The following is a 14,499-nucleotide window of genomic DNA, read 5'->3' on the forward strand; positions in this document are numbered from 1 at the left end:
GGCGCCGCCGCGCCGGCGTCATGGCGCGGTGGCGCCGCAGGCGTGCCGCGCCGGCACGTCGGCTGCCACGACCCTCAGCAGCCGCGCGCGATCGGGCGTTTCCAGCCCCGGGCACGCGGTCTCCAGATCGCGAATCACGAGCGTTGCGCGCCCGTCGAACCGGCATACGCCGCGCGGCTGCGCCGCGGGCAGCCGCAGCCCGCGGGCCGCCTCGCGCTGGTTCGTGAAAACGATCACGCCCGCGCGTTGCGAGCGATCAGGCAAGCGCCGGGCGGACGCATCGTCCTCTTCGAACCACACGTCCGACCCGAGCGATTCGTCGCCGTAGTCGAGCGCGTAGCGCCCCGACAGCGTGATCGTCCGGTCGACATGCATCGCGTGGCACCCCGGCTCGGCATCCGCCGCGATCGTCTGCGCACCGGCCGCGACCGGGCCGCATACCAGCAACGATAGAAACAGCGCGCGGGCGCGGCCGGTCAGGCTCGATACATCGATCGTGTGGCGGATCATGGGCAGTCAGGGGCGCGGGTCGTCGTGACGAAGACCCGCATTGTCGCGCACCGCGTGCGTTACATGTGCCACTTCACCGTGGCGGTCAGCGTGCGCGGATCGCCCGGCATGTTGTACAGGTCCGCGTTGCCGTGCGCGGCGATGAAGTAGCGGCGATTGAACAGGTTGTCGAGCGTGAGCGTCACGTCGACCTTCTTGCTGCGATAGCCGGCGCCCAGGTTGAAGACCGTGAACGACGGCAGCGTGACGAGATCGCTCGCCGACGTATAGCGCGCCGACTGGAACTGCATGCCGGCCGCCGCATAGAAGCCGTACGGCAGCTCGCGCTTGAGCCACAGGCTCGCGCTGTGACGCGGCATCAGCCCCGGCGTGTTGCTCGACAGCGAGAGGCCGGCCGCCGTCGATTGCGCGGAACCGTCCACCGTGCCGTTCAGGTACGCGTAACCCGCATACACCGACCACTTCGGCGCGATCTCGCCGGTGAAGCCGAGCTCCATCCCGCGCACGTGCTGCGTGCCGATCGGCAGCGCGTAGCCGGGATTCGCCGGGTCGCCGATCTGCTGGTTGGTCTGGCGCATGTCGAACAGCGCGACGCTGGCCGTCGCCTTGCCGCCGAGGTCGAAGCGCGAGCCGACTTCATACGCGGTGGTCTTCTGCGGCGCGAGCGCGGCGCCGTTCGAGAACGCGCCGGAACTGATCAGCGTGTCGGCCAGCGGCGAGAACGACTGGCTGAACGACCCGTACAGCGTGAGCCAGTCGAGCGGTTCGTAGATCAGGCCGACACGCGGGCTCCACGCGTGATCGGTGCGGTCGAGATTGACGTTCGACGACGTGTAGTCGTGGCGGATCTGGTTCAGGTAGTCGAAGCGCAGGCCGGCGAGCACCTTCCAGTGTTCGGTCAGCGAGATCAGGTCCTGCGCGTACACGCCCGCGAGCCCGACGACGGTCGACGCGTTCGTCTTCGCACGCGCGCCGATCGGCACGCCGGGCAGGACGACCGGCTGCGGATTGAAGAGATCGTAGTTCGCGACCTTCGTCACGCTGTAGATCGTGTCGAACTTCTGCTGCTGCGACAGCTCCAGCCCGTACAGCAGCTCGTGGCGCATGCCGAACAGCGACGTCTTCTGCGTGAGCTCGAACAGCCCGTCGATGCCGTGGTCGGTGCGCTGGCGCGTCGACTGGTCGAGCGTGACGACCGGGTGCGCGGCGGTCTTGATCGGCTCGTACGTCACGTAGTTCTTCCGCTCGAGCGAGAAGTCGTACGCGCGGATCGCGCCGTGAAACGACAGCGAATCGTTGAAGCGATGATCGAGCGACACCGTCGCGCTTTTCGCGGAGACGTCGTTGTACGAACTGTTCCCGCCGTCGGCCGACCCGTAGTACGTGTTGATCGGCACGTCGACCGGCCGGCCGCGATACGCGGGAATCCCCTGGTCGGACGTGCGGCGGTCGTGCAGGTAGTCGAATTCGACGTTCAGCACCGTGTCGCTGTCGAGCTTGAACTGCGCGGACGGCGCGATCGCCTGCCGGTTGAGCTGGAATTTGTCGCGGAAGCTGTTCGAATTCTCGGCCGCGCCGGTCATGCGAAAGCGCGCCGCGTCGTTCGCGTTCCAGCCGAGGTCGAACTCGCCGCGCCGCTCGCCGCGCGTGCCGAGCGTCACGCCCACGTCGTTCACCGGGTTCGCCTGCGGCCGCTTCAGCACGCGGTTCACGATGCCGCCCGCCGAGCCGCGCCCGTACAGCACGGCCGCCGGCCCCTTCAGCACCTCCACGCGATCGACGTTCGACAGGTCGCGGTAGTAGAGCGCGTCGTCGCGAATGCCGTCGACGTACTGGTCCGTGATGCTGTTGAAGCCGCGGATCGTGATCTGGTCGCGCTGGCCGTCGCCGACCGAGAAGCCGACGCCCGGCACGTTGCGCAACGCGTCCTGCAGCGACGTCGCGTTCTGATCCTCGATCACCGCGTGCGGCACGACGTTCACGGTCTGCGGCACGTCCATCAGCGACATGTCGGTCTTGGTCGCCGCGCGCGAATGACCGCCGTCGTACGACGCGTGCTCGGCGGCCGCGTTGACGGAAATCGCGGGCAGGGTCGCCGCGGCGTCGCTCGCCTGCGCGAACGAAGTGCGGGCGCCGGCCAGCGACGTGGCGATCAGAAGCGCATGGCACGCGCTCTTGTTGAGTTTCATCGTGAACGTAGAGGTAGTGAAGAAAGCGACGAACGGGGCACGCCGGCCGCGCACCCGGCACGAAAAAAGCCGTGACGTCCGGTCACGGCTCGTAATGCGGCGAAATAATAAACGAGAATGATTCGTGTTTTTAATTAATTTGCGGCATGTCGCCTGCCCGCAACGCGGACGTGGAGCGCGCTCTGTATTCCTGACGAATACCTTTCCGTTTCAGGCCGTCGAGCGGCTTGATTCGTAATGTAAACGAAAGAATTGAATCGATCGTCTCGTGTGGCGACGATCGGTAAAAGGCAGGATTCGGGATACGGCGATGGAGAAGCTGGAGAGGATCACGAAGGATCGAGACAAGCAGGCGCGACCGATTCAATCGTCCGGTGCGCGCCGGACCGGGCAACCCCGACCCGGCGCTCCGGGCAGCCGACCTCGTATCGGCGGCGCGGCGGATCTTCTTCTGTTCTTCACTGCGTTTGCTCTCAGGTTCACTGCATTTTTTTCCTCACCGCGTCGCGCCATTATCCGCTCAATTCGGCCGAAGTAAAACGTTTGCGATTGCACCCGAGCGGCTATACCGGCGATTCGGAAACAGTCTTTCTAAATACTTACGGCAATTGCGACGTGATTCCCCGTTGTTGCATTCGCTGCGGCGTTCCTTTTAAATGGAACTGGTTCCATTCGCCGGATCGGCCACATTCGCGCGTGACGCGCAGCCGCGTGCGCGTCATGATGCCGATTCAGGATCGAGGATCATTCCGCTCAGGATTCGCATCGCCCGTCCTTCCCGGACACCCCGTCAAACGAGACCGTCATGCCCGATTCCGCCTCCCTGCAGCACCTGTTTCCCGCGTTACAAGAGATTCCCGCCGAATTCCGGCTGGCTTCGCCGATCCACCAGCGCGTGTCGCTCGTCGACGGCGAATTGCGACCGTGGGACGGCGCCACCAAGACCGTGCTGTCGCCGGTATGCGTGCGGCAGGCGGACGGCAGCGTCGAGCAGGTCGAGATCGGCAGCTACCCGGTGATGGGCGAAACGGAAAGCGACGCGGCGCTCGACGCCGCGGTACGCGCGTACGACGCCGGCCGCGGCGAGTGGCCGACGATGAAGGTCGAGCAGCGCATCGCGTGCATGCAGGACTTCATCAAGCGGATGGTCGCGCAGCGCGAACTCGTCGTGAACCTGATCATGTGGGAGATCGGCAAGAGCCTCGCCGATTCGCAGAAGGAGTTCGACCGCACCGTCACCTACATGACGCAGACGATCGACGCGCTGAAGGAGCTCGACAACGCGAACTCGCGCTTCGTGATCGCGGAAGGCACGATCGGCCAGATCCGCCGCACGCCGCTCGGCGTCGTGCTGTGCATGGGCCCGTACAACTATCCGCTGAACGAAACCTTCGCGACGCTGATCCCCGCGCTGCTGATGGGCAACACCGTGGTGTTCAAGCCGCCGCAGTACGGCACGCTGCTGTTCGAACCGCTGCTCGAGGCGTTCCGCGACGCGTTCCCGAAGGGCGTGATCAACACGATCTACGCACCGGGCGCGGTGGTCGTGCCGCACATGCTCGCGTCGGGCAAGATCAACGTGCTCGCGCTGATCGGCTCGAGCAAGGTCGCCGATCACCTGAAGAAGCAGCACCCGAAGTCGCACCGGCTGCGCGCGATCCTCGGCCTCGACGCGAAGAACGCGGCGATCGTGCTGCCCGACGCCGATCTCGACCTCACCGTGAAGGAGTGCCTGCTCGGCGCGCTGTCGTTCAACGGCCAGCGCTGCACCGCGCTGAAGATGCTGCTCGTGCATCGCTCGATCGTCGACGAATTCCTGAAGCGCTTCACCGCCGCGCTCGAACAGCTGAAGATCGGCATGCCGTGGGAAAAGGGCGTCAGCATCACACCGCTGCCGGGCATGCATCGCACCGCGTACATGACCGACGCGATCGACGACGCGAAGGCGAAAGGCGCGCAGGTCGTCAACCACCAGGGCGGCGAGTTCAGCAAGACGCTGTTCTACCCGGCCGTCGTGTATCCGGTGTCCGAAGGGATGAAGCTGTACCGCGAGGAGCAATTCGGGCCGATCATTCCGGTCGCGCCGTTCGACGACGTCGATACCGCGCTGGATTACGTGACGACGTCGGAGCACGGCCAGCAGGTCAGCATCTTCGGTTCCGATCCGGCGCAGATCGGCGCGCTCGTCGATCCGCTCGTGAACCAGGTGTGCCGCGTGAACATCAACTGTCAGTGCCAGCGCGGGCCCGACGTGTTCCCGTTCGCGGGGCGCAAGGATTCGGCGGAAGGCACGCTGTCGGTGAGCGACGCGCTGCGCGCGTTCTCGATTCGCTCGATGGTCGCGGCGAAGCAGACCGACAGCAGCAAGCAGTTGCTCGACTCGATCGTGTCGGATCACCACTCGAAGTTCATCAATACGGGCTTCATTTTCTGAAGCCGGCTTGATCGATGCCGGAACCTCCGTCGCACGCCGGTGCGGCGCAGGCTCCGGCACACGCTGCACGGCTAGACGTTCGTCGCCAGCAGCCGAACGCCCGCCACGCCGAACACGACGGCAAGACACGCTTCCATCGCACGCCGCCCGCGCACGTACAGCCGGCGCGCACCGTCCATCGAGAACACCAGCGCGTAGCCGCCGAACACCACGCAGCCGATCGCGAGGCAGCCCGGCACGACGGCGCCGTGCGCGCCGCCCGCGCCGTTCGACGACAGCGCGACGATCGACACCCACACGAGGATCGCCTTCGGATTGGTCAGGTGCAGCATCGCGCCGCGCACGTAGAAACGCGACAGCCGCTGCTCGCGCGCCGCGTTCGCGGTTGCCGCCGGCGGGCCCGACAACGCCATGCGCCCCGACTTGAACGCGAGCCACAGCAGGTACAGCCCGCCGAACACCTTGATCGCGACCAGCAGCTTCGACCACGCGAGCAGCGCGGCCGAGACGCCGAGCGCCGCCACCGTTGCCCAGAACATCGACCCTGAAATCACGCCGAGCGCGAACGCGAGCGCCGCCTTGCGGCCCTGGTTCGCGGCGACCGACATGATCGCGAGATTGCTGGGGCCGGGGCTGGCCGTGCCGATGAAATAGGCGGTGTAGGCAAGCAGCAGGTTGGCGGAGAAGAAGGCGTGGACGTTCATGTCGCACCTCGGGAGATGATTGGGAGATTGTCGGCAAACCCGCACCGTGTGCCCATGGACAATTGCGCGGCGATTCGCTGGGCCAGTTGCGTGACCATGCAACCGATCGCCGCGCGCCGGACCGTCTCTGTTTTGAAACAACCGGCGCGCGCGCCGCCGGTTCGCGCGACGCGGCGGCACACGCGCCATGCAGACGTTTCCCGGCAGCGGACGCACGGCGGGCGTGGCGCAACCGCACGGCACGCGCGATGCCGGCCGTTCGCCGGCAGATACGCGCGGCCCGCCCGAGGTCCGCGTTACGTTACATACATGAAGCATTTCGCATCGTCGCGCCGCGTCGGGCGCCCGGGTCCGCCCACCTCCCGCCCGTAGACACCCTCCTCGATCGCCTGCGCGATCCAGTCCCGGCGGGACTCGCCGACCGATGCCGTATCACGGCTCAACATTGCTCAACAATCGTCCGACGGGGCTGGTACGGAATCTGCATTCCGTTCGGGCAGAAGCCGCGCCCCATACCGCGCGGACATGATTCACCCTCGGGCGCTCCACGGATCCGCCCGTACGATATGCACACGCAACGAGGCTCTTCATGGATGCGCAGCCCAACTCGTCCGATTCGTCGTTCCAGCTCTTCCTCGCGAAGGTGCTCGAACAGCCGCTGCCCGACTGGACCGAAAAACAGCAGATGGAACTCGAGATGGCGCGCACGCTGTCGACGCAAATGGTCACGCTCGCCGAAGACATGCGCGGCCGCGCGCCCGATCTCGCACGCTGCCTCGTGCTGCTCCGCTACGCGAAGGTGCTCGACTTCATGCTGACGTCGCTCGCCGCGCACCGCGACATCCATCCGCAGACGCTGCGCACGCTGTTCCGGCTCGCGAACCTGAAGGTCGACGACGCGTATCCGGTGTGAGCGGGCGCAACCGACCGGAGGTCGCGCAGGACCGGCGCGGCCACGCCGGCCATGCGTGATTCGCCCCACGGCACACGCACGGCCCGCCTGCCCCTCCGCGCAAACGGAGGTACAATCGCGCGCCATGAACGCACTTCGCCGCTTCCTGCTCCGGCCAGGCGTCGCGCGACAGTTGCTGTGGGGGTTCCTCCTCGTGACGCTGCTGTCCCGCGCGCTGATGTCGGGCGCCGTGATGCTCGATCCGGACGGTCCGGATGCGGGCTCGGTGGTGCTGTGTTCCGGCCAAGGCCCGCTGATCGTCACGAGCGCCGCGCTGGCCGCCCGCTTCGACGCGAGCGCGCCGATCACGCCGGCCAACGATGCGCGCGCTCGTCGACGCGCTCGAGCATGACGCGCACGCCGACAAGGCCGCGCCCTCCGGCCACGGCGACGGCCTGTGCGCATTCGGCGCCGCGCTGTTCACCGCGCTCGCATCGTTCGCGCTGCTGGTGCTGCTGTTCCCCGCGGCGCCGCCGCGGCGCTTCCGCGTTCAATTCGACAGCCTTCCTTTCGTGCGATCGATATTCGACGATCGCCCGCCCTCCCGCGCGCCTCCTCTGTTCTGCTGAACGTTCCGCCCCGTGGCGCGTGCACGTCGACGTGCATGCGCGTTCACGCCGTTCGTTTCACCCGACCTGATTCACGCGTTCACTCGCATGCCCGCCTCGCGCGGGCGGCGCCGCCCCGCGCACCGTTTGCGCGGCGGGCCGCGCCGCCTGCCTGCGGCGATGCATGCACGCGGGTGTGACGCACGTCGACGGCAGCCGGCCCACGCCGCTCCCGCCGCTCGACGAACCCGAGGAGTTCACACCATGTCGACCACCGTCGATCGGGCCATCTCGCCCGCCCGTTCCGCCAGCGCCGGTTACCGGACGCTCTGGCGCTGGCATTTCTATGCCGGCCTGTTCGTGATGCCGTTCCTCGTGATCCTCGCGATCACGGGCACGCTCTATTGCTTCCAGCCGCAGATCGAGCCGCTGCTGTATCCGCACCGGCTGATCGTCGAGCCGCGCGCGACGCCGCGACTCGATGCCGACACGCTGCTCGCCCGCGCCCGCACCGCGATGCCGGCCGGCGCGACGCCGATTTCCGTGCAGGTCGCCACCGCGCCGGATCGCAGCGCCGAGTACGTTTTCCGGCTGCGCGACGGCAGCCGCGAGAGCGTGTACGTGAACCCGTACGACGGCAGCGTGCTCGGCACGCTCAGCGTCGAGAACCGCTTCATGCAGGTCGACCGGATGCTGCATCGCAAGCTGCTGCTCGGCAAGACCGGCGAGTTGCTGATGGAACTCGCCGCGTGCTGGACCTTCGTGATGATCGGCACCGGCATCGCGCTGTGGTGGCCGCGCGGCGCGGCAAGCGTCGGGCGCGCGCTGCGGCCCGACCTGTCGCTGCGCGGCCGGCCGCTGTGGAAGAGCCTTCACGCGACGGCCGGTATCTGGCTCGCGGCCGGCACGATCGCGTTCATCCTGTCCGGGCTGCCGTGGTCGGGCTCGTGGGGCAAGAACTTCAAGGCGCTCGCCGCGACCGTGAACCTCGGCGCGCCGGAAGGCGCGTGGGGCGGTGCATCGGTGCGCTCGACGCGCCCCGGCGCCGCAGCGACGCCCGAGACTGCGCGTGCGCAGGCGGCCGCGCCGTCCGGCCATCACCACGACGCCGGCGAATCGATGCCGGGAATGGTGATGGACGACCTGCCGTTGCCGCAGACGCCGTGGGCGGTCGGCAACGTGCCCGTGCCGCATTCGCCGTCCGCGCCGACGCCCGCGCCGCTGCCGCTGGCCCGCGCGATCGCGATCGTCGCCGGGCTCGGCGTGACGAGCGGCTACACGCTCGCGCTGCCGTCCGGCGCGGACGGCGTGTTCACCGCGTCGTACTTTCCGGCCGACCCGAAGGCCGAACGCACGATCTACGTCGACCAGTACAGCGGCGCCGTCTTGAAGGACATCCGCTATGACGACTACGGCGCGGTAGCGCGAGCCGTGTCGTACGGCACGTCGCTGCACATGGGCCGATATTTCGGGCTCGCGAACCAGATCATCTGCGCGGTGCTGTCGCTCGGGCTGGCCGCGATGGCCGTCACGGGCACGGTGATGTGGTGGAAGCGCCGCCCGGCCGGGACGCTGGGCGCACCGTCGCGCGAACGCGGCACGCCGCCGATGCGCGGCTGGATCGCCGGGCTCGTGCTGCTCGGCATCGTCTTCCCGTTGATGGGGCTGACGATCGTCGCGGTCTGGTTGATCGATCGGCTGCTGTTCGGCCGCGCGGCTGCCGCCGCGGCGTGATCGATGCAAGCGCTTCCCCCATTCAAAGGAACCCGAAACAATGAAGTTCAGATTGATGCTGCCTGCTGCCGTGCTCGCGGCGCTGTCGCCGGCCGGGCAGGCACAGGAAAGTGGCGTTGACGGCACCGGCGCCACGCTCGCACCGATTCGCGTCGACGCGCAGAAGGCGCCCGCCCTGACGCAACCGCTCGACACGGGCAGCCATCTCGGGCTGTCGCCGCTCGAAACGCCCGCGAGCGTCGAACAGATCAGCCGCGCGACACTCGACACGCGCGGCGACAGCTCGATCATCGACGCCGTGAGCCGCGCCGCCGGCATCAGCGCGTCGCCGCATCCGGGCAACGGCAACTCGGAGCTCGCCGCGCGCGGCTTCGTCGGCGCGTCGTCGGTCACGCAGCTGTACGACGGCGTGCGCCCGTACGGCGCGATTGGCGTCACGTTCCCGTTCGACACGTGGTCGGTCGACCATATCGACGTGCTGCGCGGCCCCGCCTCGGTGATCTACGGCGAAGGCGCGATCGGCGGCGTGGTCAACATCGTCCCGAAGAAGCCGACGCGCACGCCGATCCGCAACGAACTGCAAATCGGCGGCGGCACCGAGGGTACGGCGCGCGCCGCGTTCGGCAGCGGCGGCGCGATCAACGACAAGCTGTCGTACCGCTTCGACATCAGCGGCAACCGATCGTCCAACTGGGTCGATCGCGGCATCGCGCAACCTGTCGGTCTCCGGCGCGCTGCGCTACGACGTGACGCCCGACCTGTCCGTGACGGCATCGTACGCGCAGGGCTTCATGCATCCGATGCAGTATTTCGGCGTGCCGCTCGTCAACGGCGCGCGCGATCGTGCGCTCGACAAGAAGAACTACAACGTCGGCGACGCCGACATCGCGTTCCGCGACAGCTGGGCCACCGTATCGGCGAACTGGCAGCCGAGCGACGGCCTGAACGTGACGAGCACGCTGTACCGGATGAAGAGCAACCGTCACTGGAAGGATGCGGAGTACTACACGTATCTGCCGTCGAGCGCGCAAGTCCGGCGCAGCAGCTACACCGAGATCTTTCACGACCAGGAGCAGTACGGCAACGTGACGACGGCCAACGTCGGCAGTGTGCTGCTCGGGATGCGCAACACGTTTTCGGCGGGCGTCGAGTTCAACCACACGACGTTCCAGCACGACAACAACTCGCCGTATGCGGGCACGTCGACGGTCGATCCGTTCGACTTCGATCCGGGCCGTTTCATCAATACGGCCGGCACGTTTCCGAAGTACCGCAGCCAGTCGAACCAGTACGCGCTGTTCGCGGAGAACCGGCTCGAGATCACGCCGCGCTGGTCGGTGATCGGCGGGCTGCGCTACGACCATGCAAGCGTGAACCGCGACGATCTCGTGAACGGCGGCGCATTCACGAAGGTGTTCGCGAATACCGGCTGGCGCATCGGCACCGTGTACGACGTGCGGCCCGGCCTCGCCGTGTACGGCCAGTACTCGGTCGCGGCCGATCCGGTCAGCTCGCTGCTGTCGCTGAATTCATCGAAGGCGAACTTCACGCTCGCGACCGGCCGGCAGATCGAGATCGGCGTCAAGCAGTCGTTCCTCGACGGCAAGGCCGAATGGACGCTCGCCGCGTACCGGATCGTCAAGAGCAACCTGCTGACGGCCGACCCGGTGAACCCGAACCAGTCGATCCAGGTCGGCCAGCAGTCGTCGCGCGGGCTGGAGGCGACGGTCGGCGCGGAGATCGCGAAGGACTGGCGCGTCGATGCGAACGTGTCGATCCTGCGCGCGAAATACGACGATTTCCAGCAGTCGTCAGGCGGCGCGACCGTATCGCGCGCGGGCAACGTGCCGGTATCGGTGCCGCAACGGCTCGCGAACCTGTGGGTGAGCTGGCGCTTCGCGCCAGACTGGACGGGCATCGCGGGCGTCAAGTACGTCGGCAAGCGGTTCGCCGACACCGCGAACCAGCTCGTGATGCCGTCGTACACGACCGTCGATCTCGGCCTCGCGTGGAAGCCGCGCAAGGACACGACGATCACCGCGCGCGCGTACAACGTGTTCAATCGCCGCTACGTGCAGTCCGCGTACTACAACGAGACGCAGTATCTGCTCGGCAATGACCGGCGGTTCGAGGTGCTGGCGAACTACCGCTTCTGAGCGCGCACGCCGCCGCGCAACGTGCAAGGCGGCACGGGCACGGGCGCGGCGGTGTGCCGGTCAGCCTTCGGCATCGCCGCCGCCAATCCGGAGGCGCCCGTCACGCACGCGGGCCCGCCATCCACTTCCGGTAGCGCCGCGTCTGGCACTGCGCGGCCAGTTGCTCCCGCACCAGCGCGCGCAACGGCGACACCCGCGGGTGCGGGCGGCGCCCTTCGCTGAGCCGCGCGAGCTGGAACTTGACGACGGCCATGTTCGCCAGCGCGCCCAGCGCCTTGTTCTTCCAGCGGATCGGCTGCAACACCGGCGCGCTGTCCTTGCCGGCGCGCCAGTCGCGCGGCAGGTTCGGGTCGATCGACAGCGCGGTCGCGATGCCGACCATCGCCACCCCGCTGTCCACCACCTGCTCGGCCACCGCACGGCGGCGGATCCCGCCCGTGACCATCAGCGGCATCCGCGCGACGGCGGTGATGTCGCGCGCGAATTCGAGGAAATACGCTTCGCGCGCGAGCGTGCGCCCATCGCGTGCCTCGCCCTGCATCGCCGGCACTTCATAGCTGCCGCCCGACAGTTCGACGAGATCGACGCCGAGCGGATTCAGCAGTTCGACCACGCGCTTCGCGTCGTCCGCGCTGAAGCCGCCGCGCTGGAAATCCGCCGAGTTCAGCTTCACCGCGACGACGAAGGCCGGCGACACCGCCGCGCGCACCGCCTTCACGATATCGAGCAGCAGGCGCGCGCGATTCTCGATGCTGCCGCCCCATTGATCCTGCCGGCGGTTCGTCACCGGCGACAGGAACTGGCTCAGCAGATAGCCGTGCGCCGCGTGCACCTGCACGCCGGTGAAGCCGCTTTGCTCGGCGAGCTGCGCGGCGCGCACGAAGCGCTGCCGCACGTCGGCGATATCGGCTGCGGTCATTTCCTTCGGCACCGGAAACTGCTTCGACAGCGCGCCGAGCGCGAGCGGCACGGCCGACGGCGCGAGCGTCGTCTGGCCGAGCGCCGCCTGCATCTGGCGCCCAGGGTGATTGATCTGCATCCACACGTGCGCGCCGCCCGAGCGCGCGATCTGCGCCCAGCGGCGGAAGCGATCGAGATGCGCGTCGCCTTCGAGCACGACGCCGTTCGGCCCCGTCATCGCGCGGCCGTCCACCATCACGTTGCCGGTCAGGATCAGGCCGACCTGACCGTCGGCCCACGCCTGGTACAGGCGCAGCAACGCGTCGGACGGCGCGTGGTCCGCGTCGGCCATGTTTTCTTCCATCGCGGCCTTGGCCAGACGGTTCGGAATCACCGCCCCGTTGGGCAGTGTCAGGGGCGCAAACAGATTCATGGTGAGCATCCTCGATTGACGATGCCCAACGATAACTTTAAAGTCAACTTTAAGGTCAAGCCCTTTTGGAGCCCACCATGAAAATCGGCGAACTGGCGAAGGCGAGCGGCCTCGCGGCGTCGCGCATCCGCTTCTACGAAGCGAGCGGCCTGCTCGAACCGGCCCGCCGGCAGGCGAACGGTTATCGGGAATACGGGCCGGAAGCGTTGACGCGGCTCGCGATCATCGACCGCGCGCAGTGCGCGGGCTTCTCGCTCGACGAAATCCGCGCGGTGCTGCCGCCGGATCTCGGCGCATGGCCGCACGACGAACTGCTGGTCGCGCTGCGGCACAAGGTCGATGAAATCGCGCTGCTCGAACGGCGTCTCGCGCAGAACCGGCAGCATCTGGAAACGCTGATCGACGCGATCGAAAACAAGCCGGCCGGCGAGGATTGCACGGGCGCCGCGCAGCGGATGCTCGACCGGCTGTGCGAGCAGGCCAGCGAGCCGCTGGAACCGGCGCCCGTCGTGCGGCCTGCGCGCAAGCGGGCGTGATGGAGTGTGCTGCGGGATTGCGTCGCGTCGTCCGTCGATCGATGCGCTCGCGACCTGAAGCGCGACACGGCGCGGTTGTCGCGATTTGCTTACGTCGCAGGTAATCGACGCGCGCCGCCCGCGCCGCGATCATGGCCCCATCGACTCACGCACCGCATCCCGCCAAGGAGCCCGCCATGACCGCCTATGCCATCGCCCACCTGCACGACGTCGAGATGTGCGACGACATCGTCGAATACCTCGAACGGATCGACGGCACGCTCGCGCCGTACGACGGCCATTTCGTGATTCACGGCGCACGGCCCGAAGTGCGCGAAGGCGTGTGGCGCGGCGACCTGATCGCGATCGCGTTTCCCGATCTCGACGCGGCGCGCGCGTGGTACGACTCGGATGCGTACCGGCAAATCCAGCCGCTGCGCGCACGCCACGCGAGCGGCCCGTTGATCCTGATCGACGGTGTCGACGAACGGCACAAGGCAACCGATATCCTGCGTTGACGATTGACGCCGGCGACGCCGGCAGCGCTTACGACACCTTCCGCTCCATCGGCTCCCCGACGACGAACCCGCCGCCCTGGAACCGCTGCGCGGGATCATCGTACTCGGCGGTCGGCGCCGTCACCGGGAACAGTTCCGCGAACTGCTCGGAACTGTCGCGCGGGCGGAAGCCGAGGAAGCCGACCTTCGTGTTGTCCCACCACTTCACCGGGTTGTCCGACGCGCCGTAGACGATCGCGTGCCCGACGCGGTTCGTCAGCAGCGAGCAGCGCACGAGCTCGATGAAATCGCGATAGCTGAGGAACGTGACGAGCATGCGCGGATTCTTCGGCACCTCGAACGACGAACCGATCCGCAGGCATACGGTTTCGATCCCGAAGCGGTCGAAGTAGTAGCGCGACAGCGATTCGCCGAAGCATTTCGTCACGCCGTACAGGCTGTCCGGGCGCAGCGGCGCATCGGCATCGAGCACTTCGGTGACCGGATGGAAACCGATCGCATGGTTCGAGCTCGCGAACACGACGCGCTTCACGCCGTGCTTGCGCGCGGCTTCGTACAGGTTGTACGTGCCGGTGATGTTCGCGCCGACCAGATCGTCGAACGGCGCATCGACGGAAATGCCGCCGAGATGGACGATCGCGTCGACACCTTCGACGAGCTGCATCACGGCCGGCCGATCGGCCAGATCGACGACGCGGAGCTCTTCATGGGCGGCCGCGTCGCCGAGCGCCGCGATGTCGCTGACGCGCACGACGTCGGCCCAGTCGGCGAGCGCGCCGCGCAACTGGCGGCCGAGGTTGCCGGCCGCGCCCGTCAGCAGCAGGCGGCCGAACGGTTTGCGCGCGGCGGTGGATGAGGCGTTCATCGAATCTCCTTGGATCTGATCTAAACCGGAAAACGTTTTCC

Annotated in this window: 10 protein-coding genes and 2 pseudogenes; 7 read left to right on the forward strand and 5 right to left on the reverse strand. The window is 67.6% G+C overall.

The annotated features are described in order from the left end of the window. Positions 1 to 18: 18 nt before the first annotated feature. Positions 19 to 510 carry a hypothetical protein gene (locus LGN10_RS02860; protein WP_226221647.1) on the reverse strand — a complete coding sequence of 164 codons (492 nt, stop codon included), beginning with the start codon at positions 508 to 510 and terminating at the stop codon, positions 19 to 21. Between the two features lie 59 nt (positions 511 to 569). Beyond that, positions 570 to 2,699 carry a TonB-dependent receptor gene (locus tag LGN10_RS02865; RefSeq protein WP_059579808.1) on the reverse strand — a complete coding sequence of 710 codons (2,130 nt, stop codon included), beginning with the start codon at positions 2,697 to 2,699 and terminating at the stop codon, positions 570 to 572. 805 nt (positions 2,700 to 3,504) lie between these two features. Here LGN10_RS02865 and LGN10_RS02870 point away from each other — a divergent pair. Then, a complete protein-coding gene (locus LGN10_RS02870; protein ID WP_059579806.1) occupies positions 3,505 to 5,133 on the forward strand; it encodes an NADP-dependent glyceraldehyde-3-phosphate dehydrogenase in 1,629 nt (542 codons plus the stop codon). A gap of 71 nt (positions 5,134 to 5,204) precedes the next feature. On the opposite strand, the gene LGN10_RS02875 is transcribed toward LGN10_RS02870, so the two are convergent. Further along, positions 5,205 to 5,837, reverse strand: coding sequence for a LysE family translocator (locus LGN10_RS02875; protein WP_059640463.1), 633 nt, complete (start codon positions 5,835 to 5,837; stop codon positions 5,205 to 5,207). Positions 5,838 to 6,426: 589 nt separating this feature from the next. On the opposite strand from LGN10_RS02875, the gene LGN10_RS02880 reads away from it, so the two are divergent. The 4 genes and pseudogenes from LGN10_RS02880 to LGN10_RS02900 all read left to right on the forward strand — a co-directional run bounded on the left by LGN10_RS02880 (position 6,427) and on the right by LGN10_RS02900 (position 11,227). Continuing rightward, positions 6,427 to 6,750, forward strand: a complete 324-nt coding sequence (locus tag LGN10_RS02880) for a hypothetical protein (protein WP_034205546.1) — start codon at positions 6,427 to 6,429, stop codon at positions 6,748 to 6,750. Between the two features lie 124 nt (positions 6,751 to 6,874). Then, positions 6,875 to 7,358, forward strand: a pseudogene (locus LGN10_RS33615) (hypothetical protein). Positions 7,359 to 7,601: 243 nt separating this feature from the next. Next, positions 7,602 to 9,071, forward strand: coding sequence for a PepSY-associated TM helix domain-containing protein (locus LGN10_RS02895; protein WP_226221652.1), 1,470 nt, complete (start codon positions 7,602 to 7,604; stop codon positions 9,069 to 9,071). Positions 9,072 to 9,111: 40 nt separating this feature from the next. Next, positions 9,112 to 11,227, forward strand: a pseudogene (locus LGN10_RS02900) (TonB-dependent receptor). Between the two features lie 100 nt (positions 11,228 to 11,327). On the opposite strand, the gene LGN10_RS02905 reads toward LGN10_RS02900, so the two are convergent. Further along, entirely contained in the window at positions 11,328 to 12,560 is a 1,233-nt protein-coding gene (locus LGN10_RS02905; protein ID WP_226221654.1) for an NADH:flavin oxidoreductase/NADH oxidase family protein, read from the reverse strand. Positions 12,561 to 12,637: 77 nt separating this feature from the next. Here LGN10_RS02905 and LGN10_RS02910 point away from each other — a divergent pair, with 77 nt between their 5' ends. Next, complete coding sequence (locus LGN10_RS02910; RefSeq protein ID WP_059579790.1) at positions 12,638 to 13,096, forward strand: MerR family transcriptional regulator; 459 nt, start codon at positions 12,638 to 12,640, stop codon at positions 13,094 to 13,096. A gap of 176 nt (positions 13,097 to 13,272) precedes the next feature. Beyond that, positions 13,273 to 13,593: a DUF1330 domain-containing protein gene (locus LGN10_RS02915; RefSeq protein ID WP_059579788.1), complete on the forward strand. Its 321-nt coding sequence runs from the start codon at positions 13,273 to 13,275 to the stop codon at positions 13,591 to 13,593. Positions 13,594 to 13,621: 28 nt separating this feature from the next. Here LGN10_RS02915 and LGN10_RS02920 read toward each other — a convergent pair whose 3' ends face one another. Further along, positions 13,622 to 14,458, reverse strand: coding sequence for an NAD-dependent epimerase/dehydratase family protein (locus LGN10_RS02920; protein WP_226221656.1), 837 nt, complete (start codon positions 14,456 to 14,458; stop codon positions 13,622 to 13,624). Positions 14,459 to 14,499 lie beyond the last annotated feature (41 nt).

This window comes from Burkholderia sp. AU32262 (genome assembly GCF_020419985.1).
In the GTDB taxonomy this organism is placed as follows: Bacteria; Pseudomonadota; Gammaproteobacteria; order Burkholderiales; family Burkholderiaceae; genus Burkholderia; species Burkholderia semiarida.

Excerpts from the sequence above, each read along its gene's own strand:
- LGN10_RS02860 (WP_226221647.1), bottom strand. The coding sequence starts at position 510 with ATGATCCGCCACACGATCGATGTATCGAGCCTGACCGGCCGCGCCCGC.
- LGN10_RS02865 (WP_059579808.1), bottom strand. The coding sequence starts at position 2,699 with ATGAAACTCAACAAGAGCGCGTGCCATGCGCTTCTGATCGCCACGTCG.
- LGN10_RS02870 (WP_059579806.1), top strand. The coding sequence starts at position 3,505 with ATGCCCGATTCCGCCTCCCTGCAGCACCTGTTTCCCGCGTTACAAGAG.
- LGN10_RS02875 (WP_059640463.1), bottom strand. The coding sequence starts at position 5,837 with ATGAACGTCCACGCCTTCTTCTCCGCCAACCTGCTGCTTGCCTACACC.
- LGN10_RS02880 (WP_034205546.1), top strand. The coding sequence starts at position 6,427 with ATGGATGCGCAGCCCAACTCGTCCGATTCGTCGTTCCAGCTCTTCCTC.
- LGN10_RS02895 (WP_226221652.1), top strand. The coding sequence starts at position 7,602 with ATGTCGACCACCGTCGATCGGGCCATCTCGCCCGCCCGTTCCGCCAGC.
- LGN10_RS02905 (WP_226221654.1), bottom strand. The coding sequence starts at position 12,560 with ATGAATCTGTTTGCGCCCCTGACACTGCCCAACGGGGCGGTGATTCCG.
- LGN10_RS02910 (WP_059579790.1), top strand. The coding sequence starts at position 12,638 with ATGAAAATCGGCGAACTGGCGAAGGCGAGCGGCCTCGCGGCGTCGCGC.
- LGN10_RS02915 (WP_059579788.1), top strand. The coding sequence starts at position 13,273 with ATGACCGCCTATGCCATCGCCCACCTGCACGACGTCGAGATGTGCGAC.
- LGN10_RS02920 (WP_226221656.1), bottom strand. The coding sequence starts at position 14,458 with ATGAACGCCTCATCCACCGCCGCGCGCAAACCGTTCGGCCGCCTGCTG.